Source organism: Sulfitobacter sp. L-8 (genome assembly GCF_056859255.1).
The window spans coordinates 101,786-128,146 of record NZ_JBSXOD010000042.1; the positions used below are offsets into that span (position 1 = coordinate 101,786).

23 protein-coding genes and 1 tRNA gene are annotated in these 26,361 nt (G+C 57.5%); 12 read left to right on the forward strand and 12 right to left on the reverse strand.

Annotation, left to right across the window (positions count from 1 at the left end; all coding sequences use genetic code 11):
• Positions 1–41 precede the first annotated feature (41 nt).
• The gene (locus tag AC13DE_RS06720; RefSeq protein WP_483047442.1) at positions 42–1,622 is read left to right on the forward strand and encodes an FAD/NAD(P)-binding protein; all 1,581 of its coding nucleotides are present in this window, start codon (positions 42–44) and stop codon (positions 1,620–1,622) included.
• A 106-nt stretch (positions 1,623–1,728) separates the two neighbouring features.
• On the opposite strand, the gene AC13DE_RS06725 is transcribed toward AC13DE_RS06720, so the two are convergent.
• Positions 1,729–1,803: transfer RNA gene (locus tag AC13DE_RS06725), tRNA-Thr, on the reverse strand.
• 84 nt (positions 1,804–1,887) lie between these two features.
• On the opposite strand from AC13DE_RS06725, the gene AC13DE_RS06730 reads away from it, so the two are divergent.
• The 6 genes from AC13DE_RS06730 to AC13DE_RS06755 all read left to right on the forward strand — a co-directional run bounded on the left by AC13DE_RS06730 (position 1,888) and on the right by AC13DE_RS06755 (position 6,249).
• Positions 1,888–2,058 (forward strand): hypothetical protein, encoded by a 171-nt coding sequence (locus tag AC13DE_RS06730; RefSeq protein WP_483047443.1) that lies wholly within the window; start codon positions 1,888–1,890, stop codon positions 2,056–2,058.
• 3 nt (positions 2,059–2,061) lie between these two features.
• Entirely contained in the window at positions 2,062–3,330 is a 1,269-nt protein-coding gene (murA, locus tag AC13DE_RS06735) for a UDP-N-acetylglucosamine 1-carboxyvinyltransferase (RefSeq protein WP_483047444.1), read from the forward strand.
• Positions 3,330–3,800 (forward strand): DUF2948 family protein, encoded by a 471-nt coding sequence (locus AC13DE_RS06740; protein ID WP_446313481.1) that lies wholly within the window; start codon positions 3,330–3,332, stop codon positions 3,798–3,800. The genes murA and AC13DE_RS06740 overlap by 1 nt, the downstream gene beginning before the upstream one ends.
• A 114-nt stretch (positions 3,801–3,914) precedes the next feature.
• Positions 3,915–5,216: a histidinol dehydrogenase gene (gene hisD / locus AC13DE_RS06745; protein WP_483047445.1), complete on the forward strand. Its 1,302-nt coding sequence runs from the start codon at positions 3,915–3,917 to the stop codon at positions 5,214–5,216.
• Between the two features lie 88 nt (positions 5,217–5,304).
• Positions 5,305–5,784, forward strand: coding sequence for a UPF0262 family protein (locus AC13DE_RS06750; RefSeq protein ID WP_446295678.1), 480 nt, complete (start codon positions 5,305–5,307; stop codon positions 5,782–5,784).
• Complete coding sequence (locus tag AC13DE_RS06755; protein WP_446295679.1) at positions 5,785–6,249, forward strand: arsenate-mycothiol transferase ArsC; 465 nt, start codon at positions 5,785–5,787, stop codon at positions 6,247–6,249.
• A gap of 83 nt (positions 6,250–6,332) precedes the next feature.
• Here AC13DE_RS06755 and AC13DE_RS06760 read toward each other — a convergent pair whose 3' ends face one another.
• Positions 6,333–6,692 (reverse strand): hypothetical protein, encoded by a 360-nt coding sequence (locus tag AC13DE_RS06760; protein WP_446295680.1) that lies wholly within the window; start codon positions 6,690–6,692, stop codon positions 6,333–6,335.
• A gap of 294 nt (positions 6,693–6,986) precedes the next feature.
• Between AC13DE_RS06760 and lepA the strand changes: the two genes are divergently transcribed.
• Positions 6,987–8,786: a translation elongation factor 4 gene (gene lepA, locus AC13DE_RS06765; protein WP_483047446.1), complete on the forward strand. Its 1,800-nt coding sequence runs from the start codon at positions 6,987–6,989 to the stop codon at positions 8,784–8,786.
• Between the two features lie 83 nt (positions 8,787–8,869).
• Here lepA and AC13DE_RS06770 read toward each other — a convergent pair whose 3' ends face one another.
• From AC13DE_RS06770 to AC13DE_RS06795, 6 genes are read right to left on the reverse strand one after another with little or no spacing between them, the layout of a single operon-like run.
• A complete protein-coding gene (locus AC13DE_RS06770) occupies positions 8,870–9,619 on the reverse strand; it encodes a polysaccharide deacetylase family protein (protein WP_446313479.1) in 750 nt (249 codons plus the stop codon).
• Positions 9,616–10,755, reverse strand: a complete 1,140-nt coding sequence (locus tag AC13DE_RS06775) for a glycosyltransferase family protein (RefSeq protein ID WP_483047447.1) — start codon at positions 10,753–10,755, stop codon at positions 9,616–9,618. The genes AC13DE_RS06770 and AC13DE_RS06775 overlap by 4 nt, the downstream gene beginning before the upstream one ends.
• Complete coding sequence (locus AC13DE_RS06780) at positions 10,752–11,333, reverse strand: histidine phosphatase family protein (RefSeq protein ID WP_483047448.1); 582 nt, start codon at positions 11,331–11,333, stop codon at positions 10,752–10,754. Before AC13DE_RS06780 ends, AC13DE_RS06775 begins: the two co-directional genes overlap by 4 nt.
• The gene (locus tag AC13DE_RS06785; RefSeq protein WP_483047449.1) at positions 11,330–12,406 is read right to left on the reverse strand and encodes a glycosyltransferase family 4 protein; all 1,077 of its coding nucleotides are present in this window, start codon (positions 12,404–12,406) and stop codon (positions 11,330–11,332) included. The genes AC13DE_RS06780 and AC13DE_RS06785 overlap by 4 nt, the downstream gene beginning before the upstream one ends.
• Positions 12,406–13,647, reverse strand: coding sequence for a glycosyltransferase family 4 protein (locus AC13DE_RS06790; RefSeq protein ID WP_483047450.1), 1,242 nt, complete (start codon positions 13,645–13,647; stop codon positions 12,406–12,408). The genes AC13DE_RS06785 and AC13DE_RS06790 overlap by 1 nt, the downstream gene beginning before the upstream one ends.
• A complete protein-coding gene (locus AC13DE_RS06795; RefSeq protein WP_446295687.1) occupies positions 13,644–14,849 on the reverse strand; it encodes a glycosyltransferase family protein in 1,206 nt (401 codons plus the stop codon). The genes AC13DE_RS06790 and AC13DE_RS06795 overlap by 4 nt, the downstream gene beginning before the upstream one ends.
• 414 nt (positions 14,850–15,263) lie before the next feature.
• On the opposite strand from AC13DE_RS06795, the gene AC13DE_RS06800 reads away from it, so the two are divergent.
• On the forward strand, positions 15,264–17,675 hold the full coding sequence (locus AC13DE_RS06800) for a mechanosensitive ion channel family protein (protein ID WP_483047482.1): 2,412 nt from the start codon (positions 15,264–15,266) through the stop codon (positions 17,673–17,675).
• Positions 17,676–17,793: 118 nt separating this feature from the next.
• Positions 17,794–18,564 (forward strand): MBL fold metallo-hydrolase, encoded by a 771-nt coding sequence (locus AC13DE_RS06805; protein ID WP_483047451.1) that lies wholly within the window; start codon positions 17,794–17,796, stop codon positions 18,562–18,564.
• Between the two features lie 44 nt (positions 18,565–18,608).
• Here AC13DE_RS06805 and AC13DE_RS06810 read toward each other — a convergent pair whose 3' ends face one another.
• Genes AC13DE_RS06810 through AC13DE_RS06825 form a run of 4 tightly spaced genes read right to left on the reverse strand, consistent with a single transcriptional unit; the run spans position 18,609 to position 24,481 of the window.
• Positions 18,609–19,763 (reverse strand): ABC transporter permease, encoded by a 1,155-nt coding sequence (locus tag AC13DE_RS06810; protein ID WP_483047452.1) that lies wholly within the window; start codon positions 19,761–19,763, stop codon positions 18,609–18,611.
• Positions 19,760–20,788, reverse strand: a complete 1,029-nt coding sequence (locus AC13DE_RS06815) for an ABC transporter permease (RefSeq protein WP_446295690.1) — start codon at positions 20,786–20,788, stop codon at positions 19,760–19,762. Before AC13DE_RS06815 ends, AC13DE_RS06810 begins: the two co-directional genes overlap by 4 nt.
• Positions 20,785–22,719 (reverse strand): ABC transporter substrate-binding protein, encoded by a 1,935-nt coding sequence (locus AC13DE_RS06820; RefSeq protein ID WP_483047453.1) that lies wholly within the window; start codon positions 22,717–22,719, stop codon positions 20,785–20,787. Before AC13DE_RS06820 ends, AC13DE_RS06815 begins: the two co-directional genes overlap by 4 nt.
• Positions 22,712–24,481, reverse strand: coding sequence for an ABC transporter ATP-binding protein (locus AC13DE_RS06825; protein WP_483047454.1), 1,770 nt, complete (start codon positions 24,479–24,481; stop codon positions 22,712–22,714). Before AC13DE_RS06825 ends, AC13DE_RS06820 begins: the two co-directional genes overlap by 8 nt.
• Before the next feature lie 156 nt (positions 24,482–24,637).
• Between AC13DE_RS06825 and AC13DE_RS06830 the strand changes: the two genes are divergently transcribed.
• Positions 24,638–25,126: a class I SAM-dependent methyltransferase gene (locus AC13DE_RS06830; RefSeq protein ID WP_446295693.1), complete on the forward strand. Its 489-nt coding sequence runs from the start codon at positions 24,638–24,640 to the stop codon at positions 25,124–25,126.
• 172 nt (positions 25,127–25,298) lie between these two features.
• Complete coding sequence (locus tag AC13DE_RS06835; protein WP_483047455.1) at positions 25,299–26,354, forward strand: C4-dicarboxylate TRAP transporter substrate-binding protein; 1,056 nt, start codon at positions 25,299–25,301, stop codon at positions 26,352–26,354.
• Positions 26,355–26,361 lie beyond the last annotated feature (7 nt).

The following is a 26,361-nucleotide window of genomic DNA, read 5'->3' on the forward strand; positions in this document are numbered from 1 at the left end:
TGCTCCGACGTTCAACCTTGAGCAGTTCAGGGGCGCACAGGGTGAAAAACATAGCCATTATCGGCGGAGGGCCAACAGCGGTATATACGCTGGCTGCCTTGATCGCGTCCAAAACGCCCATCGGGGTCGTTATATTTGAAAAATGTTCTGAAATTGGCAGTGGCATGCCCTATAGCAGCGATACCGCAACGCCGAGCATGATGTCCAATATCGCCGGATTTGAAATCCCACCGGTGATAACACCGCTTCGCGATTGGCTCGCCGATCTAGACCGCAAGAGCCTCGCTGACATGCGCCTATCGGCTGAAGAGATCGACGCAAAAACTTACTATGGCCGTCTGGTTCTGGGGCGCTATTTTCAGGCCCAGCTTTCACAGATGGTGTCACGTGCACGTGGTGCCGGACACCAGATCGAACTACGCCGGCGCACCAAGGTTACCGATGTTCTCATCAAACGAAACGGCATATCCGTCTTTTGGGCCAGTCCTCTGGATAAGGGGGATGATCTGTTTGATGAAGTGGTCATCGCTACCGGGCACAGTTGGACCCGGCTGCCAAAGGACGAAGCCACTGATACCAATCTGATTCCACTTTGGCCGATCAAGGACGTTCACGCCATCGCCGGCGACTATATCGGGGTGCTGGGAACCTCGTTGAGCGGTATCGATGCGGTCGTCGCGATAGCGGATCTTCATGGTGATTTCATCGAGGAAAAGAACGGCATGCGCTGGGCTTTGCGTGCGGGCCACAGTTTACCGCGCATCGCCATGTTGTCGCGAAAAGGTCTTCTTCCCGAAGCGGATTACTATTATCCATTTCCACTGCCCGAGCTGAACACCCTGACAGAGGACCGTGTTCTGGAAGAAAGCCAACACGGACAAACAGGATTGTTTGACCGGTTGTTTTCGCTGTTTATCAAGGATTTGCGCGCGGTAGTCGGCAAAGATGGCCCCGTCTTACGCGATGATATGAGTGTCGATGATTTCGTCGATACGTATTTTTCGACGCGTATGGCGACCGACCCGTTCGAGTATGCCCGCAGTAATCTGGCCGAAGCGCGTGCCGGTCACGCTAATCGTACCCCATGCCCTTGGCGCATTTCCATTCTCAAGGCGCACGAGGTCTTCGAGATGGCAGCGCCCTATCTGAACGAAGCCGATCTGGAGGTGCTAAAGTCGAAGCTAGGGTCGGTATTCGCTGACAACTATTCTAGCGTGCCGCACCCTTCGATTGAACGGATGCTGGCGTTGCACGATATCGGCGTGCTCGAAGTCATCGCCTTGGGGAATCACTATGACGTCGAAAACACCAGCAGCGGCGTAAAGATTTCCAACGGCAAGTTCTGTCATAGTTTTGATGCGTTGATCGACGCGCGCGGCCAGCGTCCATTGGGAATCAACGAACTGGGGTTTGCGGGCCTCGTGATTGACAAGACCGTCAAGGAGATGGGGCAGGGCGCAGGGGTACACCTCACGCCCCTGGTGCCGACTACGGGCTACATTCAATGCGTGGCGCTCCCGATCTTGCTGGCACGACGCCCGTTCGTGCAAGGGCTGGCAAGCTGCGCCAAGCTTGGTGCCGGTGCCGGTCAGTCCATTCTGGAACGGGTGAACAATGGTTGACCGTGCGCAGGATGCAAAGGGTTCGGCAAGAACGCCTCGCGGGTGCTACTTGTGAGGCTGGGTGATATTTTCAAACCGACTGACTTTGGCCGCGTTTTTCGAAAAATGGTGCTGAAGGGGAGGATTGAACTCCCGACCTCGTCATTACCAATGACGCGCTCTACCACTGAGCTACTCCAGCACTATCGGCGGCTGATTAGACGCATTCGCAATATGGTGCAAGCGTAATCTGGACCATGTGGTCCCGCTACGCTAGACAATCGACATGTCAAAGGATACCGCCCCTCAAAAGCCCCCGAAACCCAATGCGCTTCGGGAAGACAGATTAAAGGCCGCGCTGAAGGCCAATATGGCCCGCCGCAAGGCGCAGGCACGAGCGCGCAAACCAAAAGCGCAGACCGGCAACGGCCAATCTGGCCAAGACAAGGAAGACTGAACGATGGATTCGATAGTGGTCAAAGGCGGCGGCACGCTGTCGGGACAAATTCCGATTGCCGGGGCGAAAAATGCCTGCCTTACGCTGATGCCTGCGACCCTGCTGTCGGAAGAGCCGCTGACGTTGACCAACGCGCCGCGCCTGTCTGATATCCGAACCATGACGGAGCTTCTGCGCTCTCTCGGGGCTGAAGTTACGTCGATGCAGGACGGCCAGGTCCAGGCGATGTCGTGTCACGGTCAGATCAATACCCGCGCCGAATACGATATCGTGCGTAAGATGCGTGCATCCAATCTGGTATTGGGACCTTTGCTGGCCCGCGAAGGTCATGCCGAAGTCTCGTTGCCCGGTGGCTGCGCCATCGGGGCGCGTCCGATGGATATCCACACCGACGGCTTGGCGCTTATGGGCGCGGATATCGACCTGCGCGACGGATATCTGCACGCCAAGGCCAGCGGTGGGTCCCTGAAGGGTGCAGTGATCGACTTTCCTTTCGCATCTGTCGGCGCGACCGAAAACATCATGATGGCAGCGACCTTGGCCAGAGGTACCACAGTCATCAATAACGCCGCGCGGGAACCGGAAATCGTAGATCTTGCCAAGTGCTTGCGCGCAATGGGCGCACAGATCGACGGTGACGGAACAAGCCGCATCGAAATACAGGGCGTTGACCGTCTGCACGGTGCGACCCATCGCGTGGTCACCGACCGCATTGAGCTTGGAACCTACATGCTGGCCCCCGCCATGTGCGGCGGTGAAGTCGAACTTCTGGGCGGACGGATTGATCTGGTCGCTGCGTTTTGCGAAAAGCTGGACGCCGCCGGTGTTGATGTAACCGAAACGGAAACGGGTCTGAAAGTCGCCCGCCGAAACGGAGAGATCAAAGCGGTGAATGTGACGACCGAACCGTTTCCGGGGTTTCCTACGGACCTTCAGGCCCAGATGATGGCACTGTTGTGTACGGCCGAAGGCACCTCCGTCCTGGAAGAGAAAATCTTTGAGAACCGGTTTATGCATGCGCCTGAACTGATCCGCATGGGGGCCGATATCGAAGTCCACGGCGGTACCGCCACTGTGACGGGGGTGAACAAGCTCAAGGGTGCGCCTGTCATGGCGACCGATCTTCGGGCTTCCGTTTCATTGATATTGGCGGGGATGGCGGCGGAAGGCGAAACCAAGGTCAGCCGCGTTTACCATTTGGATCGCGGTTACGAACACGTTGTGGCGAAGCTGCGCGGTGTAGGCGCAAACATCGAACGGATCAAAGAATAATGACTGATGACGCACGGTATGAAGATGGCCGCGAAGCACCGCTGAATCTGGGTGCCCTGGATGCCGACGACCTCAAGGTGATTTCGTCGCTGACGCAGGATGCAGTGTTTCCCGCCACGGAAATGCGCTGGCACCAGAAAGGTGCCCGATTTGCACTGCTTCTGAATCGTGTGCGGTGGGAGGACGCGGGCAAAGCGCGCCATGCCGCCGAACGCGTGCAATCAGTACTCATGTTCAATAACGTGCAGCGGGTTTCCAGCCAGGGCATAAACAAGGGTGACACCGACACGATCCTGTCATTGCTTCAGATCGAATTCGTGGAGAGCGACGCCCCGTCGGGGGATATCCTGCTGACGCTTGCGGGGGATGGGGTGATCCGTCTGACCGTGGAGGCGATCGAGGTGACCTTGAAGGACGTGACCAAGCCTTATGTGGCCCCATCGCGCAGCTTTCCCTCGCATCCGGACTGAGGAGACATTCGGTTAAGGTGTTCGCGCCTGCCTCCCTGCACGCTACGTCATGTGCGCGCTTTCCAACCCATGCTCGGGCCGGTTCGTCGGCCTATCGGCGGCAAAGGAAATATCATGCCCCAGTTTCTTAGTTTTGATCAGGCGGATTTTGAAACGGCGTTCTCGGCTCTTTTATCAGCCAAGCGCGAGGACAGCCCCGATGTGGATGATACGGTCGCCGACATCATTGCGCAGGTCCGTGCAACCGGTGATGCGGCGGTCATCGCGCTGACGGCAAAGTTTGATCGCATCACACTCACCCCCGAAACGCTGCGGATCACCAAGGCAGAGGTGGACGCGGCCGTGGCGGAAGTGTCAGCAAAAGATCGGGCCGCGCTAGAGCTCGCAGCCGCGCGGATCAGCGCCTATCACCGGCGACAGCTCCCCGAGGATGCCGAATGGCAGGACGATGCCGGTGCGACTTTGGGCTGGCGCTGGACCGCTGTGTCGGCTGCGGGACTGTATGTGCCCGGAGGCCTGGCCAGCTATCCGTCGTCCGTGCTGATGAACGCGATCCCCGCAAAGGTCGCCGGTGTCGAGCGACTGGCAATGGTCGTTCCCACACCCGACGGTATCTTGAACCCACTGGTGTTGCTGGCGGCACGGATTGCGGGTGTGGACGAAATCTATCGTATCGGGGGGGCACAGGCGGTCGCCGCGCTGGCGTATGGAACTGAAACGATCGCTCCTGTCGACAAGATTACCGGCCCCGGCAACGCCTATGTTGCGGCGGCCAAGCGGCGGGTGTTTGGCAAGGTTGGTATCGACATGATAGCGGGCCCGTCCGAGATACTGGTGATCGCCGATGCCGATAATGACGCCGATTGGATCGCGCTTGACCTGCTGAGCCAAGCGGAGCATGACGAAAGCGCCCAATCCATCCTGATCACCACCGATGCGGGTTTCGCGCAGGCCGTGGCCGATGCCGTCTCGACACGGTTGGAAACCCTTGAACGTCGCGCGATTGCCGGTGCCAGTTGGCGCGAAAACGGCGCGATCATCGTCGTCCCTGATCTTCACACTGCTGCCATGCTAAGCAACCGTATCGCGCCAGAGCACCTTGAGCTGTGCGTTTCGGACGTCGACAGCCTCAGCGCGATGATTACCCATGCAGGGGCGATATTTATGGGACAATGGACGCCCGAAGCCATCGGTGATTATATTGGTGGCCCGAACCATGTTTTGCCAACGGCGCGATCCGCACGGTTTTCCTCCGGGCTTTCGGTTCTTGATTTCATGAAGCGCACGACGCTGGCACGGATGACCCCCGAAGCGTTGCGCGCCATTGGCCCTTCCGCCGAGCGGCTTGCCAGCTCGGAAAGCCTTGAGGCGCACGGCTTGTCGGTTACCGCTCGGCTGAAAAAGCTGAACGAATGACGGCACGGCACGTCACGCGTAGCCTGATTGATCAACCCTGTTTCGGGGTTTAAGGTCGATGGAATTAACAGATGAATTGAGACCCCACATGTCCCGGATTACGCATATCGTACTAGACGATGCGAACCTTCCACCACCCACGCCCGAAATCGAACAGGAGCGCAAGGTCGCGATGTTCGATCTGCTGGAAGCCAACGTTTTTTCCATACCAAGCCGCGACGACAGACCGATACCCCAAGGGCCGTATCATCTGGGCTTGTCGATCCGTGACAAGCGGCTGGTGTTCGACGTAAATACAGAAAATGCCGAAAAGGCCGCTGAATTTCACCTGTCGCTGGGGCCATTCCGGCAAGTCGTGAAAGACTATTTTCAAATTTGTGAATCATATTTCGAGGCCGTCAAGAAATCGGCCCCGGCCCAGATCGAAACCATTGATATGGCCAGGCGCGGCATACACAATGAAGGATCTCGGGTTCTTCAGGAACGCCTGGAAGGTAAAGCTGAAATCGATTCGGACACAGCGCGACGGTTATTCACATTGATATGCGTCCTGCATTACGGCGGATAGATGATAGAAACGCTGCCCCAATCGGTGCTGTTTTGCTGTGATCACAACGCAGTGCGGTCCCCGATGGCCGAAGGCTTGATGAAGAAATTCTATGGCACAGGCACCTATGTCCAGTCAGTCGGTGTGATGAACGATATGGAGATCGACGGCTTTTCCATCGCGGTCTGCCAGGAACTGAATGTGGAACTGTCACGGCACCGCTCTCGTAGCTTTGACGAAATGGAAAACTGGGGTGACGATCTAAGTTCGTTCGACTTGGTTATTGCGCTGAGCCCGGCCAGCCAACGCCGCGCGCTTGAACTGACCCGATATTATCATCTGATTGTGGAATACTGGCCCATCCTGGACCCTACTGGTTTGGGTGAAACCCGAGAGGCCAAGTTGGCCCAATACCGCGCCGCCCGTGACCAGATCAAAGACCGTCTGATCGACCGGTTCGGCGAACCCACCCGTCCCCAGACGTAAGGCCTGGTTCATCTAGTTGACGCGACCGTTCGGGCCCGCTCGTCGCGCAGGCCTCGGGTGGGGCGGGCAGTGCACGTATCTGCTTAGGTGGCCGAACACAGCGTGGCCGAGGTCTGGCCGAATGCTTTCCAAGCAGCCCAGAACGAATTGTCGTTCGCATTGTCAGACTGCCGCGCCTCTTGAAGAATGTGGGGGTCCTGAAAAACCTTGATGCCGAGCTGTTGATGTCTGTTTGAAAGCTCACGGTCCGCGACGGCCTGAATGCAGCCACATCTTGCGCTGCTGGCCTCTTTGCGCCCTGATTGCATGCAAGCGGTGTTCAATGGTCCCTGGGCGAACAAGACAGCCCCAGAGCCGAAGCCGCCGCTTGGGTTGTACCCTCTGGGTCCGCCACACGCCGCCAGCGCGCCAAGCGCAAACATCATCGTCAAATTTTTGATCATTATTTATGCCTCACTAACCGATATCGGGCATCAGGTTTCCCCTGATTGTGCCCGTACTGCTGTACGCGTTATGCCGGAAATCGCGTGCTGGGGCAATTCACGAATGCAAAGCCCTGCCACCGTGTTCAAGCCGCTGTCCATGGCGTTCTACCTTCCCCGGCCGAACGATATCAGCAGAAATGCGGGTCGGCCGGCAACAATCGGCGGCCTTTGCGCACAAACACTCTCATCAACCCCGTACAACACTGTTCCGCCCATTGACCAAATCAGAAAAGCGCACCATATCGTTTTCCCATGACACCACTTTCACACATCCGCAATTTCTCCATCGTCGCGCATATCGACCATGGTAAATCCACGCTCGCCGATCGCCTGATCCAAGAGACCAACACGGTTTCGCTACGCGATATGAAAGAGCAAATGCTCGACTCGATGGATATTGAGCGTGAACGTGGAATCACGATCAAAGCCCAGACCGTGCGGATCAACTACACCGCGAAAAATGGCGAGGAATATATTCTTAACCTGATCGACACGCCGGGTCACGTGGACTTTGCCTACGAGGTATCACGGTCTATGCGCGCCGTCGAAGGGTCGTTGCTGGTTGTCGATTCGACCCAAGGCGTCGAGGCGCAAACGCTTGCAAACGTCTATCATGCGTTGGACGCGGACCATGAAATTGTGCCGGTTCTCAACAAGATCGACTTGCCAGCTAGCGATTGCGACCGCGTGGCCGAGCAGATCGAGGATGTAATCGGCATCGACGCATCCGAGGCCATTCGGGTATCCGCCAAAACCGGGCAGGGAATTGTTGAAACGCTTGAGGCGATCGTGCACCGTCTGCCAGCACCCAAGGGTAGCTTGGACGCACCGCTGAAAGCGATGTTGGTGGATTCGTGGTACGACAGCTATCTGGGTGTTATCGTCCTTGTACGGATTATGGACGGTCAGCTGAAAAAGGGCGACCGCATCCGCATGATGCAAAACGGGTCCGTGCATCACGTCGACCGGATCGGCGTTTTTCGTCCCGCGATGACCGAGATTGATTCACTGAACCCGGGCGAAATCGGGTTTTTGACTGCGTCGATCAAGCAGGTCCGCGATACCCGCGTCGGCGATACCATCACCCACGAGAAAAAGGGGTGCGAAAAAGCGCTGCCGGGCTTCAAGCCTGCGCAGCCGGTGGTTTTCTGTGGCCTGTTTCCCGTAGATGCCGCCGAATTCGAAGACCTGCGCGACAGCATCGAGAAGCTGGCGCTGAATGATGCGTCGTTCAGCTTTGAAATGGAAACCTCGGCCGCGCTTGGTTTCGGTTTCCGCTGCGGGTTTCTGGGTTTGCTACACCTCGAGGTTATCCGCGACCGGATCGAGCGCGAATATGACATCGACCTGATCACCACGGCCCCGTCTGTTATTTACGATATCCACATGAAAGACGGAACGGTCACGCAGCTGCACAACCCTGCCGACATGGTTGACCTGACGTTCGTGGATCACATCGAAGAACCCCGCATCAAGGCGACGATACTGGTGCCGGATGATTATCTGGGCGACGTGTTGAAGCTGTGTCAGGACCGCCGCGGCATTCAGATGGATCTGACCTATGCGGGAAGCCGCGCGATGGTGGTCTATGACCTGCCATTGAACGAAGTGGTGTTTGATTTCTATGACCGCCTGAAGTCCGTTACCAAGGGTTACGCTTCCTTTGACTATCAGATGATCGGATACCGAGAAGACAATCTGGTCAAGATGTCGATTCTTGTGAACGACGAACCCGTCGATGCGCTTTCCACGATGGTGCACCGCGACCGCGCGGAATCGCGGGGCCGCGCGATGGTCGAAAAGCTAAAAGACCTGATCCCGCGCCACATGTTCAAGATTCCGATCCAGGCGGCCATCGGCGGCAAGGTGATCGCGCGCGAAACACTGAGCGCGATGCGCAAGGACGTGACCGCGAAATGCTATGGCGGTGACGCATCGCGCAAACGCAAGCTGCTGGACAAGCAGAAGGCCGGTAAAAAGAAGATGCGCCAGTTCGGCAAGGTGGATATTCCCCAGGAAGCGTTCATTTCCGCGCTCAAGATGGATGGCTAAGCGCGGCTGAGCGGATCGACACTGATCGTATCTGCCATATCCGTATCGCAGACGCGGGCGTCCTTAGGTTTTCGGGCGTCGCTTCAGGGCAGGTCGTGCAGATGTGCGGGCAATGCACCTGCATCCAGAAAGGTCTTGAGGCACGCACGGGTAAAATTCCAGATATCCTCGTTGTGAACCAGATGATGGGTCAGAAACCCCAGAGGTTCGGTGGCGTCGGACTTCCCTGATCGCCGATCCTGTAACAGCCGAACTATATGCGCAATCTGGTCTTCTGGTGGTACCAAACCCCGATCCCCACGCCAGAATATCGGATCGATATGCGTGTTTATCTGCACCAGACCCGGTGCTGCCTGTCTTCTGTCGCGCGGCAGATATGTCGAAACGCCCACATAGCCCGTTTGCGCCAATTTGGGTAACAAAGCCGGATCTAGACGGTTCCACGGCGGTACGAATATCGGCAGCAAACCCTTGCCGAACAGGTCGTGCATCCGCTGCAACGCCTCTGCCAGCTCAAGTCCAGCGCCTTCTCGGGGATGTCCGAATTCGGCGTTCTTGGCCCCTTGCGGCGCATGGCTGACATGTTGCCAGCCATGAACCAGCGGCACGATCATGTCGTTGTTGCGCGTGAATAACGGCAAAGACGGGTCAGCGGCTTTTGGAATTACCGCAATATGAACGGGCAGGGTCAGATCCTCTGCCAGCGCGGCCAGGCGGTCCAGCGCGGGGGTCGGTGCGACCGCATCGTCATCGCGCCACCAGATCGCTAACGGTAGGTCCTGATTGCGCCATTGGGACAGCTCCGCGCGAAGGGGGGTCCAGTCAATGTTCATTGCATGGCCTTTCGCATGGTTTCAGTCCAACGCACGGTTTCGATTGCCCCGTCAAAGCCCGTGGTTCTGGGGGCGCGGGGGGTGTCAGACACAACGCGGTCAAGTGCGCCGAGCAATGCATCCGGTGTAAGCTCTGCGTTGCGCAGGACTGCTATTCCCGTCAATTCCGCCAATGCGTCGGCGCGCAGACCCTGTTCCACTTCGTTGCCGGCATCAAAGGGGATGAAGACCGCGCGAACGCCGCTTTGCAGCACATCGAGCGCAGTGTTGTAGCCACAAAGCGAAACCGAGGCGGCAGCATGATACAGCATTTGCCGGAAATCGGGGCGTGCCGGTTCAATCGTGATATTTGCCGGGGCGGTGCGCATGAGCCGCGCACTTTTGGTGGCTGCATCGCGGCCTCCCAACAGTAATCGCCAGCGGCGCTTCGGATCACGCTTGGCTGCGGCAAGGCACGTGTCAAACACCTTTGCTCCGACGTCGCCACCGCCGGCGCTGACGATAATTTCGCTTTGGCCCTGCCTGCCGGGGTGTGGCAACGGCGGCGGTGGCGCGACATAGCCAGTATAGTGCAACTTGCCGACAAGCCTGTCGGACACCGGCCAGCTGAGCGAGAGGGGGGTGACGTCTGCATCGGCGTGAACCAGCACGGTGTCATAGAACCTTTCGACCAGATCGTCCGTGCGGTCTGCTTTTGCGGGCTTGGAAGGCGGGGCAAGGATGTCACGGATCGACGCACAAATCAGCGGTCGACGGGGCAGCCTATGGGCAGCCTCAAGAAGTGCCACGAATTCAGCAGTGAGGGTTCGGCGGCCGAATGGAAACAGCTCGGTTATCAAAACATCAGGTTGGGCGGTTTGAACGTGTTCGGCCAACATGGCGCTTCGCGCCGAAAATATCGCATCGCCGGCGATGTGACCTGACTGATCCAGCAATTGCGCGAAATCCGCCCCGTCCGACCTCAGCGGTGGTAACTGCACCTGTTCCACTCCTTCGCCATCAAGATGGGGCGCATGCATGCCACCCGAAATGACAGTCGCGGAGTGACCCCCAGCAACAAAGGCGCGAGCCAAGGTCAGGGCACGGGCCAGATGACCTGTTCCCAAAAGATGTGTGACGACAATTGAGACCTTCATGGACGGGGTTCCAGTCTTATCGGTTCAGGTATGGCACGCCAGCCGGAAGGCGAGATTTCCAATAGATATAATCGGTTGCGTTTGATCTGAAAGGGTGCGGGCCCGTCGAAGCCCCAACCGGTAGCGTGGGCAAGCAAGACCCGCATCACCCCGATATGGCAGATTGCCACTGTATCGCGGCTCAAGCTTGCGACCCAAGGCAATAATCGACGGCGCAGGATATCGGGGCTGTCGCCACCGGGCGGTCGAAAGTGCCAGCCCCAGTATTCTATATCACGAAATCCGCTTGACGGGTCGGCGATCAAGTCGACTCCACGCTTGCCTTCCCATGTCCCCCAATCCATTTCCATCAACGCTGGCGACGTCTCGGGTGTGCGACCCGAGACAAGTTTCGCGGTCTCAACCGCCCGCGACAACGGGCTGGCAACGATATCGGCCTGATCCCAGGGCGTAGGCAGACCTAACCCGGCAAGCTGCGCGCGGGCCTCTTCATCCAGTGCGATATCTGTACGTCCCTGGATACGCCCCAAGCGGTTCCAACCCGTGTGCCCGTGGCGTAGTAACGCAAGTCGGATCACGGCAGAACCCCGCACGCAGCCAGCCCTGCCTGAAGGGTCCGGGCCGCGGTTGGCAACAGGTGATGGGCCGCGATATGACGGCGGGCCTCAGCGCCGCGTCGTGTCCGCAATCGCGTGTCTGTCAAAAGCTCGGTAATCTGGGCAGCCAGAGGGGCTACGCCCTGGTGAGGGGCCGAAGGGGCCGCGCGTGCCAAGACGTCGCAGACGCCGGGGCGGTTCTGCGCGACCACCGGTAGGCCCGAAGCCTGCGCCTCAAGATAGACCAGGCCGAAAGCTTCGTTCACGCCGGGCCAGAAAAACAGCGAGGCATCGCGATAGGCCCTTGCCATTGACGCCCTGTCCAATTGGCCAAGAAAAGTCACCGCCGGGCCGAAAGCGGACATCAGGGCTTCGACTTCGGGACGGGCAGGGCCGTCGCCTGCGATGTTCAGCGACCAGCCATGCGGAGGAAGCGTGGCGAGCGTTTCGGCGATGATCTTGTAGGATTCGAACTTGTCGCCGTGCCGCAACATACCCGCAGCGAGCATGGGACCGTCGCCCGATGAAGGCGCTGGCAGGGTCTCGTGGGCGAGAAACGGCGGAAGATGGATAAGGTGTTGCGCGTCAGGTCTATCCCGTTCGATGGCTTCGGCGTCATGTTGGGTCAGGTAGAATATGACGTTGGCCGCATCGCTCGCCCTTTCGGCGGCCTCGGCAAATTGCGACCACGGACCCGTGAGCCGCGAACGAGCGCGGCTTGTCTCGATCAGCAGATACGGAATACCCAAGCGCTGTGCCACCTGGGGCCCTATCAGGTCAGGGGCCTTGTAATAATTATGATAGGTCACCCAGGCCTGCCAGCGTTCCAGACGCCCTTGCGGCACAAGCCGGCTTATTTCGGTTTGCGCTTGGTCCAGCACGAGCCGCTGGACATGTCGATCGCCGACACCGTCACGGCTGCGCAGGGTGCTGGCCAACGTGACGGTGGTACCGCCCCATTCAAGTGCCGCGATCAGGGACCGTGCCATCGTCCGTTCGCCCGAGGGTACCGGATGGCCTGGGTCTTTCAGCGGCGCGTAGAACGCTAGCTGCATCAGCCTGCGCGGCTTAACATAGCTGTAAGCCGCGCCCGCAATTGGGCGATGCCAGGGGCCATCGTGAAATCAGCCTTCAGGCGGCTGAATGCGGCCTCGGCCAGCTTGGGACCAAGCGTCGGATCGGTGGCGAACCTTTGAACCGCGGCGGCTAAAGCTTCGGGGGCATCATCGCTCAGCACGCCACTCTGGCCGCTAATAATGAACTCGGGGATGGCAGATACTGGTGTGCTCAGGATGGGGAGCTTTTGGCTGGCCGCTTCCATCAACACATTCGGTAACCCGTCGCGGTCACCGTCTTGCGCGATGCGCGAGGGCAGAACAAACAAATCAGCGGCACGCATGGCGTCGATGACTTCGGGCTGATCACATGCACCGCGCCAGGTGATCCGACCGCTTATGCCAAGCGCTTGGGCACGAGCCTTCATGGCCTGAGAAAGGTCGCCGCCGCCGATATGTGTCCAATGCCAATCCAGAGCGGCTGGCAGCAATGCCAATGCGTCGATCAGGTTATCAAAGCCTTTCTTTTCGACCATGCGGCCCACCGACATCATACGGAAGCTGTCGTTCACACGGCGCAGCGCGCGTGAAGGTGGAGCCGGAAAGCGACCCAGATCCAAACCATGATAAACCAAGTCGATACGCCCCGGATCTTCAGCCAAATCTTGCAGGTGTCGTGCCCCGAAGCCAGTGCAGGTTGCCCCGAATGCGGCCCCGTGGCGAGCAGGATCAAGCTTTTCGCGCAATTCCCACTCGGGTGAGGTCCAGATGTCTTTGGCATGGGCTGAAAAGCTCCATTCCAAGCCGCGCAAAATGGCGGCGTATCGTGCAACCGACGACGGCGTGTGCAGAAAGTGCGCGTAAATACCCAGGGTACCGGGCGGCAGTTCATGTGCCATTACACAGGCCTGACCAAAACGCCGGCGGCGGTTTGGTGTATCATCGCGCGCGAGATCGCGTTCAAAAATGTCCAGCGCGGCGTCATAACCCGGCATGGTCTGCGCTGCTTTCTGTGCGGCGGCGACGCGTTCAGGCGCGTCACGCAGATATTCAGGCAAATATCGCACCCGGGCCTTTAGCCGGTCATGCAAGGGATGGGTCTTCTGGTCGGTGGGATGACGAAGCGACCAGATGTCAAAGCGCAGACCGGCTTGCTCTAGCGCGACAAGTTCCTGCGCGATAAAGGTTTCAGACAGGCGCGGCCAGCCTTTGACCACCACGGCGAGAGGGGCATCAGTCATGAGACCTGATCCATAAGCGCGCGACCGCGTTCCACGACGACATCTAGCCCGTCGAGCAGGCCATCGGCCCCGGCTTCGGACGGTTTGCGTTGCTGCGGTAGGTTGCGGATCGCTGCAATCATCGCTTCGGGGGTCATGCCGTCGCGGGTTTCATCAAGCATGCGTACCAGACCGAGTTCTTCGGCGCGGCTGGCCCTTATCCACTGTTCAAGACGCGGTACGGTCCGTGGAACGATCACGGCACGCTTGTCGAATGAAAGCACCTCGCAGAACGTATTGTACCCGCCCATACAGATAACCCCTTGGGCCCCCACATACAGCGATTCAATACGGCTATCAAAGCCCAGTGCAGTCACCCGCCCGTTCAGCTTTTCGACCCTTTCATCGAAGGCATCACGCACCTCGCCCGACAGAAACGGGCCATAGATCAACTTGGCGTTCGGGGTCAGTTCGGGGTCTTGTTCATAAGCATCAAGTACAAGTGACACCATCGCGGCACCGTCACCGCCGCCGCCGGGGGTGATCAGGATATAGGGTTCGTCGGGTACCTCGTTCTCGTCAGTTGCTTCGCGTCGCAAATACCCTGTCCAGTGCATCCGGTCGCGCACACTATCCGATAAGGGCAATCCCTTGGTTGGATCATACACATCATGTACGCCGTAAACCCAGATTTCGTCGTAAAACTCTTCTGTCGCGGCAACGGCACCTTTGCGCTCCCATTCCGTAGCCAGCACCTCGGGTTCATCCAAAACATCGCGTAGTCCCAGAACCGTCTTGGCCTTGCCGGTATCGCGCAGCCATTCAAGACTGGGCAACAGTTCACCCCGGAAACCGGTCGGTTCCTTGTCAACAATCAACAGATCGGGCGCAAACTGTTCGATCGCAGTTTTGATCAACCCGGCGCGAAGCGAAGTGACCTCGTCTATATCAAGCCCAAGCGTGTGCGACACGTAACTGCCATCGGCCAGCTTGGTGACACCGGGCAGGCGAATATGGTCCACCCCACGGGGAAAGGTAAACCGCCCCGCGACCGGCGATCCGGTCAGAATAATCGCCGACGCCTTTTCATCGCCGTCCATGAGCGCTGCCGCCAATGCTCGCGACCGTCGCAGGTGCCCCAGCCCAAAGGTGTCATGGCTATAAAAAATCACCCGCCGGGCAGGCTTTTTTTCACGGAGGTATGTCGGGGCCGTGTCGGGCATGGGCCGATCCTAACTAATTTTCTTTCGCCTACAGCCGCAGGTTGGTTCCTGTTTTGCGAAATACGCCTTTAATGTCAAAGAGAACCGCACATAAGACAGACAAAATGCCCGTGCAGGGGACTGTGACCATAGCGAACCCCGCATTTTGCGGTGTCCGCCACTCCACTGGCCCCTCATTGGAAAAGGGACAGATATTGCGAGTGTTGGGACGTGTGGAGGGCATGCATCGCGGCGTGTGTTGGCGTGTTGTCAAGGTGGTGAGCGAACCGGCAAAACCTCGGGTAATGCGGCATGAACGCTCTAGGTGGGGACGGTTCACCAAGATTGCAATAACTGGAAGCCTGGCTTAGCGTCAGCACAGGCTTTACCGGCCATCAGCGGGGCATCGTGCGACAGTTTTTACTTATATTTTTGATGTCGGTTTTCTGGGGTGCGCTACCGATTTCCGGCGATGCTCAAGGTCTCTTGTCGCTGTTGCCATCGGGCCAGGAAACGCGCAACCAGGACGACACCAGGATAAAAGACATCATCAAACAAGCCGCGGAAAGCGGCGTGGGCGTGGTGGTCATCGACCAAAACGGGCAGTTGTTGAACCAACTGGATGCGGCCCCGGCGCAAGCCCACGGGCAGGGACCGATGGACAGTCCCGAGGCAATGCAGGCTCATTCCCCGCTGATGCAATTTCAAGAGCGCACGAACCGGTTCAGAGCCGCGCTGATCGAGCGTATCGTGCAGCTTCCCGTCGCGATAAACGAAGTGCTTTATATCCTGCGAGCCGCCAGCCCCGACGGCACGATTTGGGCTTTCGGCAGGACGCTGTTGATTGCGTTGATTTTGTTCGCTGTTGGTGCGGTGGTAGAGCGCGAAATCTTCGGCAAGCGGATCGCGCGCAAGTTCGTCACGTCCAAGGTGATGGACCACCCGGTTGGGTACAGCGAAAAAATGCCGTTCCTGGTCTTCCGCTTTTTCATGGGGGTGCTAGGCATCTTGGTGTCGATGGCAGTTGCCTATGTACTGGGCGCGCTGTTTTTCGGCCCGCTTGAAGATACGGCAGTGCAATTCACCGTCACCTTGATCAATATCGGCTATTTCGTGAGCCGGTTCGTCGCCGGGTTATGGCGCATGATCCTGTCGCCGTATCTCCCTCAGTACCGCATCCCGGTCCTGAGCGACCGCGACGCCAGACGGCTGCACCGTTGGCTATGGGTGCTGGCCAGTTTCGATGCCTGTGCGATCCTGTTCGGCATCTGGATCGGCGAGCTGGGGCTGAACTATGATGTCTATGCCTTCATCTCGTCCTTGCTGTCGGCTGTTATCGTGCTGATCAATATTGTCATGGTGATCGTCAATCGAAGCGCGATTTCAAACGCATTGCGTCACGGCAAACCGATTGCCGAAAGTAGCGCGGTGACACGAGTGCTGTCGCGTACGTGGGTTCCGCTGGTGATCTTCTATGTGATTTTTGCCTGGGTCGAACTGACCTATGATCTGGTGTTGGCCAACCCAAGCTCCATCCCGCTTATCGCCGGGGCTTACGGTATCCTTGTCTCAATCATCGTGGTTTACGGTATCATAAATTTCGGGATCGAACGCGGTTTTGCCCGCGCGCGAATGGTGCGTCGGATCAACGAACTCCGTGAGGCACGTCACGCACAAGAGCAAGAGCCATTAGCGTCTGCGCAGGCCGATGGCGGCGCGCATGACAGCGAACAGGCGCAGCGCCTGGCGCTGGAGGAAGAACAGGCGCGCAGTCAGATGATCCCCCGCCGCACGATGAATTCCTTTGAGGCATTGGCGCGACGAGTTGCCGGGATATTGGCGTTCGTCGCGGGGGCCTATGCGTTCTTTTTTATCTGGGATAACGAAAGCGCGCTGATGCTGGAAAGCTATGCTGACCGGCTGCTTGATGTCTTGGTGATCATCTTCATCGGATACGTGATCTATCATGCGTTCCGCATATGGATCGACACCAAGATCGAAGCCGAGGTGGGCGACCAGCCAGAAGCCGAGTTGGGCGATGAAGGCAGCGGGGCATCTTCTGCCAGCCGGCTTGCCACCTTGTTGCCGCTGTTTCGCAACTTTGTCCTTATCGTGGTGGTGGTAACCATCGTGTTGATCGTTCTGATGGAGTTTGGCGTCAACGTCGGGCCGCTGTTCGCGGGCGCAGGGATTGTTGGTGTCGCGGTCGGCTTTGGGTCGCAGGCGCTGGTCCGGGACATTTTCGCGGGCGCGTTCTTTTTGTTCGATGATGCGTTTCGAAAGGGTGAATACCTTGACGTGGGCGGGGTGAAAGGCACGGTCGAGAAGATCTCGGTGCGGTCATTTCAATTGCGTCATCATCTGGGGGCCTTGCATACTATTCCGTTCGGTGAATTGCAGGTCATGACCAACTACAGCCGCGATTGGGTGATCATGAAGCTCCCTTTGCGTGTGACCTATGACACGGATGTGGAAAAGGTCCGCAAGTTGATCAAGAAGCTAGGTGTCGAACTGCTTGATGATCCGGTGATCGGGGATAACTTCATCCAACCGCTGAAGTTTCAGGGTGTCATTGAGATGCAGGATTCCGCGATGATCATCCGGGTTAAATTCATGACCAAGCCGGGGGATCAATGGCTGGTCCGCAAGAAGGTCTATGAAGAGATACGCGCACTGTTTGAACGCGAGGGGATCCGCTTTGCCCACCGCGAGGTAACGGTGCGTCTGGCGGACGGTAAAGTCGAAGATCTGAACGATGAGGAACGCAAAGCGGTTACCGCCGCCGCACACGCGTCAATGCAAGACGACTTGCAGGAACAACCTGAACAGAATGGAGATGATCGCTAGGCGACCACCGACCGATCGGAGGATCGGCTTGTTGATATGGGGCCGTTCCGCGCTACTTCGGCAGTAGATACAACACGACCTAATCAAAAACGCGACCTAATCAACAAGGAGACGACACATGCTTCAGTCCCGACGCCAATTTCTGATAAGCTCTACCGCGACCGCAGGTGTGGTAACGATGCTGCCCTACGCCGCTCAGGCCGCCGCGCATGCCAGCAATGTTTTCATGGCAGGTGATGCGAAAACCACCGTGCACCCCGTGGATCATGCGTCGTTCGTCATGGAAACGCCGACAGGCGTCATTTATGCCGATCCGGTAGGCGACGTTGCAAATTATTCGGATTTTGCCAAGCCTGATCTGATCCTCATTACGCACGAGCATGGAGACCATTTCAACGTGGATACGTTGAATGGTGTGATCGGTGATACAACGCAGATTATCACGAACCCTGCCGTCTATGACATGCTGCCCGATGCGCTGAAGACAAAAGCCAGCAAGGTGGCAAACGGTGAAACAGCCACGTTCAAGGATATCCCGATCGAGGCGATCCCCGCCTATAACACCACAGAAGATCGCAAGAAGTTTCACCCTCAGGGACGAGATAACGGGTATGTGGTGAACCTGCCAGATTTTCGCGTCTATATATCGGGCGACACAGAGGGGACCCCGGAAATGCGTGCGCTCGAAAACATTGATCTGGCTTTTGTGTGCATGAACTTGCCGTTCACGATGGACACTGATGCAGCCGCCGCCGCCGTGTCCGAATTCAAGCCGTCCTTCGTCTATCCGTATCACTATCGCGGGCGTGACGGTGGTACTCAGGACCCGGCTGACTTTGCCCGCAAGGTGGCCAGTGGCATCGAAGTCAAAATGGGCGATTGGTACTAAGCCCGGTCTGCACCTGCGCCGGTTTCCCGACTCCGGCGCAGGTGCTATGTCTTGTAGGGATCAAGGCTGGCTCGCAGCCCGTCGCCCAGAAAGTTGAACGCCAACACGACGACGATAATCGGCAGCATCGGAATGGCGGTCCACCAATAAATTTCGATACTTGCCAGATTTTGCGCGTCGTTCAGCATCACGCCCCAACTGACCGCAGGGGCGCGCAACCCCAGCCCCAGAAAGCTTAGCGCCGTTTCACCCAGGATCATCGCAGGTATCGACAATGTCGCGCTCGCAATCAGATGCGACATGAAGTTGGGCAGTAAATGCTTGCGAATGACCCGCGATGGCTTGGCACCCATCATCTCGGCCGCCTTGACGTATTCTTCTTCGCGAAGGCTAAGAAATTTGGAGCGCACAGCCCGCGCCAGCCCCGGCCAGTCCAGAATGCCGAGAATGATGGAGATGACAAAGAACACGGCCACCGGGCTCCAGTTGGATGGAACCGCGGCGGAAAGTGCCAGCCAGAGGGGCAGTTCGGGAAGCGACCGCAGAATCTCGATCATCCGATTGATGACCCAGTCGGTCTTGCCGCCAAAATAGCCCGCGATTGAGCCAAAAAATATGCCTAGAACAAAGCTGACGGTGATCCCGATCAGGCCCACGGTCAATGAAAGCTGCGCGCCAAACAGGATACGGCTGAACACGTCCCGGCCCAAACGGTCCGACCCCCACAGAAACACGGTGGCACCTTCGGGAGCACAGAACAAATGCGTAACTGACCGGATCAGCCCAAACAGGTTATATGGCTGACCCTCACAGAAAAATTCCAACTTTCGAGGCGAGGTGGTGTCTGTCTCGTAGACCCAGCGGAAATTGACCAAATCAGCCTCGCCGGTCGTTTCATATACATAGGGGCCGATAAATTCGCCCTGGTGCCAAAAGTTGATGCTTTGGGGAGGGGCATAAAGATGCTCGGCATCGCGCTGGTTCGGCGTATACGGCGCGATAAACCCAGCCACCGGCAGAAGCAGATACCAAAAGGCAAGGAACAACCCTGAGATCAACGCCAGCTTGTGACGGCGGAATTTGCGCCACATCAGACGTGCGACTGACACATCCCTGTCGGAGCGTTCGGGTCCTAAATGGTCCGCGTCATCGGTCCAGGGTGCCACATCGACAAAGCGGTTATCAGGTTGGATACTCACGTGCCTCTGGCCCCATAGCGAATTCTGGGATCAAGCAAGACCAGCAGCATGTCTGAGATCATCGTGCCGATCAGGGTAAGCAGTGCGACAAACATCAAGATGAAGGCCGCCAGAAACTGGTCCTGGGATTTCAATGCCGTCAGCAGATACGGGCCTATGGTCTGGAGCCCGAGAACAACTGACACGAGAACCGAGCCCGAGACCATCGCCGGAAGCAGGTTGCCGATGTCGGCAACGAACGGATTGAACGCCATGCGCAACGGATACTTTACCAGCAACCTGGCCGGGGCCAGCCCCTTGGCCTTGGCGGTTTCCACATAGGGCTTACCCAACTCATCAAGCATGTTTGCCCGCAAGCGTTGCATCATCGCGGCGGCTCCGGCAGTGCCGATGACGAAAGTGGGCACAATCAGATGCAGCAGCACCGACTGCACCTTCTCCCATGACATCGGATAGCCTTCCAATTCGGGGGCCATCAGACCGCCGATGGGCAAGCCAAAGTATTTGTGGCCATAGTAAAACAGGATCAGTGCCAAAAGAAAGTTCGGGGTGGCCAAGCCCAGATAGCCCAGAAACCCTGCGGAATAGTCAACCCAGGTTTCCGATTTGGCAGCCGCCAGCACGCCAAGAGGAAGCGCTATCAGATAGACGAAAAGGACCGCCGCAAGATTGACCAGCACCGTCATCCACAGTGCGCTGCCCACGATTTCGCTGACCGGGCGGTCAAATTCGAACGACCATCCAAAGTTCCCTTGTACCAGTCCGGAATAGCCCTGAGGCCCTTGGGCGATGCCGGCCCAGATCATGTATTGTTTCCACAAAGGCTGATCGAGCGCGTATTCGTGGCGCAAGAACTCGGCCTTTGCCACACCTTCGGCTTGACCGGTCGCACGCAGTTCGGCGATCTGGTTCGAGAGGTAGTCACCAGGGGGCAGATTGATGATGACGAACACCAAAATGGAGACGACCCAAAGGGTTAGCAGCATCGTGAAAAATCGCCACACTGCATATTTAAGAAAGATCATCTGCCTACCTGTACATGTGGGTCGTCGAAATAGAATTCGTCAATGCGATGAATGCCGAAATGGGCGCCGGGGTCGAACGCCCAGATACCTTCATCCGGAACATTCCGGAGCCGCTTTGACACCACTATCGGTTGCGGTGCCTCCGAGATGATGCCGATCCCGAATTGCTCTTGGGCGTGGATGGCAAGCATCTTTTGCCAAATTTCCAGGCGTTGCTCGGGGTTTTGTGTGTGGTTCCAATCGTTGGCCAGCAGCATCAACCGCTTTGCGGGCTGCATGTCGGGCGCATAACCGTTTTGGCCCAATGTCTGATAATACTGCCCCCACATCGGCCAGGCAAAGAATTCCTGGTTGGTGGGTGCCAGATACATCGGCGAAGTGGAGGATCGCGGTATGCCGTTGTCCCATCCAAACCAGACCGAAGCCATCGTGGTTCCGGCGTAGATCCGATTGCGCAGGATGTCCCTGTCCAAGGGGCGCATGATTAAGCGAATGCCAAGTTCGCGCCATGTATCGGTAATGATCGTCAGGGCGTTTTCCTCTTCGCTTCGTTCCCCCGAAGTTTCGATCACGAACTCCATCGGACGGCCATCGGGTAGCTTGCGAAGCCCCGACGGGGTGCGATCGGTCAGGCCCATTTCGTCGAGCAACGCGTTGGCGCGGTCGATATCGAAATTAGCCCAAGCCTTCATGTTGTCTTCCCGATACAGGGGACTTTGAGGGAGCGCCGTCATGCCGCCCTCCATCGCTAACCCGAAGTACAGGACCCGGTTGATCATGCGGCGGTCGATGCCCAGGCTCAGGGCGTGGCGGAAACGGATGTCGCGCATTACCTTACGCCACACCGGGTCAGCAAAATTGAGGTTTGGGTAAATGGCTATCTGGCTGGCCGCGCCATTCGCCCACAGCAAGGTGCGGTAATTTCCTCCGTCGAACTCCCCCTTCTTGAGGATCGAGATATCGGGAAAATCCAATCCCCGTGCCTGAAGATCGACTTCGCCGGCATTGGCTTTGGCGGCGATAAGTCCGCCGCCGACAACGGTCATTTCGACCACATCGATATAGGGCAGTTGCACACCTTTGCTGTCGATGCGGTGGTAATACGGATTACGCACAAACAACAGGCGCGAGCTGTCATTGTCCGACGTATTGATCCAGGGCTGCAACGTTGGCAGGGCGGGGTTGTCGTATTTATACATGCTGTCGCGTTTGTTGTGCAGCGCCGCCCAGCTATTGACCCGGGCCTCTTTGACTTCCTCCAACAGTTCATCCGGATCGGCAAATTTTACATGAAATTGCGATAGGTAATGCGCGGGTCGATAGATAAACGGCGGGCTGGCCTGCGCGAGTAAAGGCAGAAAGTTGGGGTTTGGTATCTCCCATTCGAACACGACGGTTTCCGGATCTGGAAAGCTGACCTTGCCCAGCTTGTTGTCGACTATCATGAAGTCAGGCGGGCCGCTTGGCGTTACATCGGGATCGTTTGCGACGTATTTCCACCAGTATTCAAAATCGGCTGACGTGAACGGGGCACCGTCAGACCAACGGTGACCGGGCCGCAGATGCAACGTGAACTTCCGATCTTCCTCGATGTCGACAGAGGCCAGGATATCCGGGGCAATCGAGTAATCGGGTTGATAGCCTACCAGTCTCGCATACCCGTGAACCACCATCTGGCGTACATCCTTGGACCGCGAAATCAACGTCCGCAAAGTCCCGCCCTGGGCCCCGAAACTGCGCCCCTTTGCCTCTAGGTCGACGACCAGCGGCTGTTTCGGCAGGCGCTGTTCGATCGGTGGCATATTCCCGTTGTCGACTTCCTGCGCCCAGAACGTGCTTTCGTGAACCTCCGAAGGAATTGACTGCGCCCGTAACGGCAGCGCCACGAGCGTTGCGATCATGACAAATGCCATCAAAACCGGTCTATGCATGGCAACGCACCATATGACCGGGCTCCATCTCTCGTAGGGCGGGGGGATTGTCATCTGTGAAACGAAAGCTTTCCGGCCAAAGCGCAGGAGAGCCGGCCCCCTTGGCCACCAGGTCCAGGTCAATTGGGCGACTGATATCCGGTTCGGGCTGCGCGGCGATCAAGGCACGGGTGTAGGGGTGCTGGGGATTGTAAAACAACGTGTCGGGCGCGGCCTGTTCGACGATTACGCCGCGGCGCATCACGGCGACTTCATCCGCAATACGTGCAACGACAGCGAGGTCATGACTGATAAACAGATAGCTCAGGTTTGCGCGCTCTCGAATATCTTCGAGCAGCGACAAAATCTGTTCCTGGACAGAAACATCCAAAGCCGAAGTCGGTTCATCGCATATCAACAGTTTCGGGTCCAATGTCAGGGCACGCGCGATTGACAGACGTTGGCGTTGCCCGCCGGAAAAAGCGTGTGGAAACCGCCGCAGCATGTCAGGGCTCAATCCGACCCAACGCAGCATTTCCGCAGCTTTGTCACGCCGATCACCGGCAGATCCGATGCCGTGTATCTCCATCGGTTCAGTCAATGCCTCTTGCACCCGCATGCGTGGGCTTAGCGATGAATACGGATCTTGAAAGACCATTTGCGCCTGGCGCTGAAATGCGCTCCGCTCGGTGCCGGTCATTGTGTGAACGGGCAGGGGGGGTGCCCCCGTCGCCGGACGAAACAACACCTCGCCCCAGGTGTCAGGGGGTTCAGCCCCGATGGCGATCCGGGCGCAGGTGGTTTTGCCCGACCCGCTTTCGCCGACAATGGCCAGCGTCTTGCCGCGCGCAAGTTGCAGGTCGATGTGCTGGCAGGCGGGCACGGCGACGGGTTTGCGCCAGCCTGCGGCCCGCATCGTATAGGTTTTCGATACGTCCTTTAAGCTCAGGATGATATCCTGATCATTGGATGGCCGCGCAGGTGCCGCCACCTTTGGTATCGTCGGTGCCGCTGCGAAAAGCTTTGCCGTATAGGGGTGGGCCGGGGCCCTCAGGATGTCACGTGCCAAGCCCCGTTCCATCACGCGGCCCTTGTGCATAACAACGACATGCTGTGCCATATTGGCAACGACGCCCAGATCGTGCGTGACCAGTATCACAGCCATTCCGGTGTCTGCCTGAAGCGTTCGGATCAGACCCAGCACTTGGGCCTGAGTGGTCACATCCAACGCGGTCGTGGGTTCGTCCGCAATCAGCAAATCCGGTTTGGCAACCATCGCCATCGCGATCATCGCGCGCTGGCGCATGCCGCCCGACATTTCAAACGGATAGCTGTTCCACACCTGCTCGGGGTTGGCAAATCCAACCTCGCGAAACTCTTCAAGCACCACGCGCTTTGCTTCGGCGCGCCCCATGTTTCGGTGCAGCCACAAGACTTCTGCCACCTGGTTTCCCAAACGGTGGAGAGGCGAAAGCGAGCGCATAGGCTCCTGGAAGATCATCGAAATCCTGTCGCCGCGTATCGCTCGCATGGCTTTTTCCGGCAGATTCATGAGATCTACCGTCTGCCCTTGGCTGGCAAACTGCACAGAGCCACCACGCAACTGCGCCGCCTCGGGCAGCACCCGGAGCACTGATCGGCACGTCAGCGTTTTACCCGAGCCGCTTTCCCCAACCAAGGCCAGCGTTTCACCGGCATTTACCGAAAAACTTACCCTATCCACCACAGGTGCATCTTTACCAAATCCGATGGACAGGTCGTTTACATGTAAAAGCGCGGTCATGAGACTCCGGGGGTGACAGAAAGAACACGTCGTGCCGGAGTGAAGCCGAAAAAACCCACAGCGTCTAGGGGTCCCATGTTAAAGTCCCGTTTCGCTTCACATTGTCAGGTGCAATCCCCATCTATCAAGCTTGTCGTGCAAAAAAAGGAGCAGCAAATGAGCCGCCTAGATATTTTCATCAACCGTATGGTTTCGCAGCGGGCTTGCCTGAACCATGCTGCCGAATTGACAAAAGACCAGCCAGGCCCAGTGTTCGAATTGGGGCTTGGTAATGGCCGAACGTATCATCATATCCGTGAAATTATGCCCGACCGCGATATTTTCGTGTTTGAACGGGCCGTTGCGTCAAACCCCGACAGCACCCCCGCCGACGACAGGCTTATCCTTGGGGACGTGTACGATACCCTGCCTGCTGCACTTTCACGGTTCGGTGCGACCGCAGGACTGATCCACGCCGACCTCGGCGGTCACAACCTTGAAAAAAACGATGCGTTTGCCAAGGCCATTTCACCGTTGGTTGAACCGCTACTGGCCATGGGCGGTGTGATGGTATCAAGCGACAAAATGTATTTCGAAAATTTGCAGGAAATCGCCCTTCCGAAAGATGCCGTTCCAGGCAGGTGTTTCATCTACCAGCGGCAATAGGTTAAATTTCAATCCTCTAAGTATATGTAAATAATGATTAATTGTTGGGGCAGTGCTGTTATTTCGGTACTGCCCCAAGTTTTGCTTGCAGCTTAAAATTTCCATCCCTAGGGTGCGGCGAGATATAATGAAACGATATTTCGCATAGTGAAACAATCCTTGGGAGGGATTCATGACCCATCTTAGAAACCTGGCGGTCGCCGCTGTATTCGGATTTGCCGCGTCGGTCGCTGGCGCTGAAACAGTGCTAATCCACGGCGAGGCTGGCCCCAACCGAGGCGCGCGTGCCAACGCGTTGCAGTGGTTTGCCGATCAGGTCGCCGAGCGATCCGAAAATGATCTGCGTCTGGACATCCAGTGGGGTGGTGCGCTGTTCAAATCCAACGCCGCAGTGCAGTCCATCGGCGACGGCGTTGCCGACATGGGGTCCGTGATTGCCGTATATTACCCGCAGGAAATGGCTGGCTATGGCATCGCAGATTTGCCCGTTAACAACCCTGATGCCTGGGTGGGTATGCGCGCGACAGATGAATTGATGCGCACAAGCCCCGAAATCGCTGAAAACCTCGCTGAAAAAAATCTTGTATATATAGGCACTTGGACCACCAGCCAGGTGAACATCGGCTGCAAGGGCGATGCGATTCGATCGGTTTCTGACATTTCTGGCAAGAAAGTGCGTGGCGTCGGTGCCTACGGCAAGGTCTTTGGCGATGAAGGTGCGAACATGGTAAACATGTCCATCTATGACGCCTATCAAGGGCTGGATACCGGATTGATTGATTGCAGTCAGGGCTATTCATATGCGGTAGCGGCGCTGAAGCAGGCCGAGGTGATGGACAATTATACCCTGCTTAACTGGGGACAGGTCGGCGGGCTTGGCATCTTCATGAACAAAGACATGTTCGATAGCCTGACCACCGATCAGCAACAGGTGTTGATGGCGACAGGTGAGGATATGTCCGATGAGTTTGGGCGGATGATTACTGCGGCCAACGACAACGCGATTGCTGCCATGAAAGAGCAGGGCGTCGAGGTGGTCGAGCTGCCGGATGCCGAGCGTGCGAAGTTGGTCGATGCAGGCCAGAAATTCCTGGCCGAATGGGTGGAAACAGCAAATGCAACCGGCCTTCCCGGCCAGAAGTTGCTGGATGACTATCAGGCGCTGATCGCCAAATACACTGCTCAACGTGACACCAACGGGTACCCTTGGGCCGCGAAAAACAACTAAGACACAG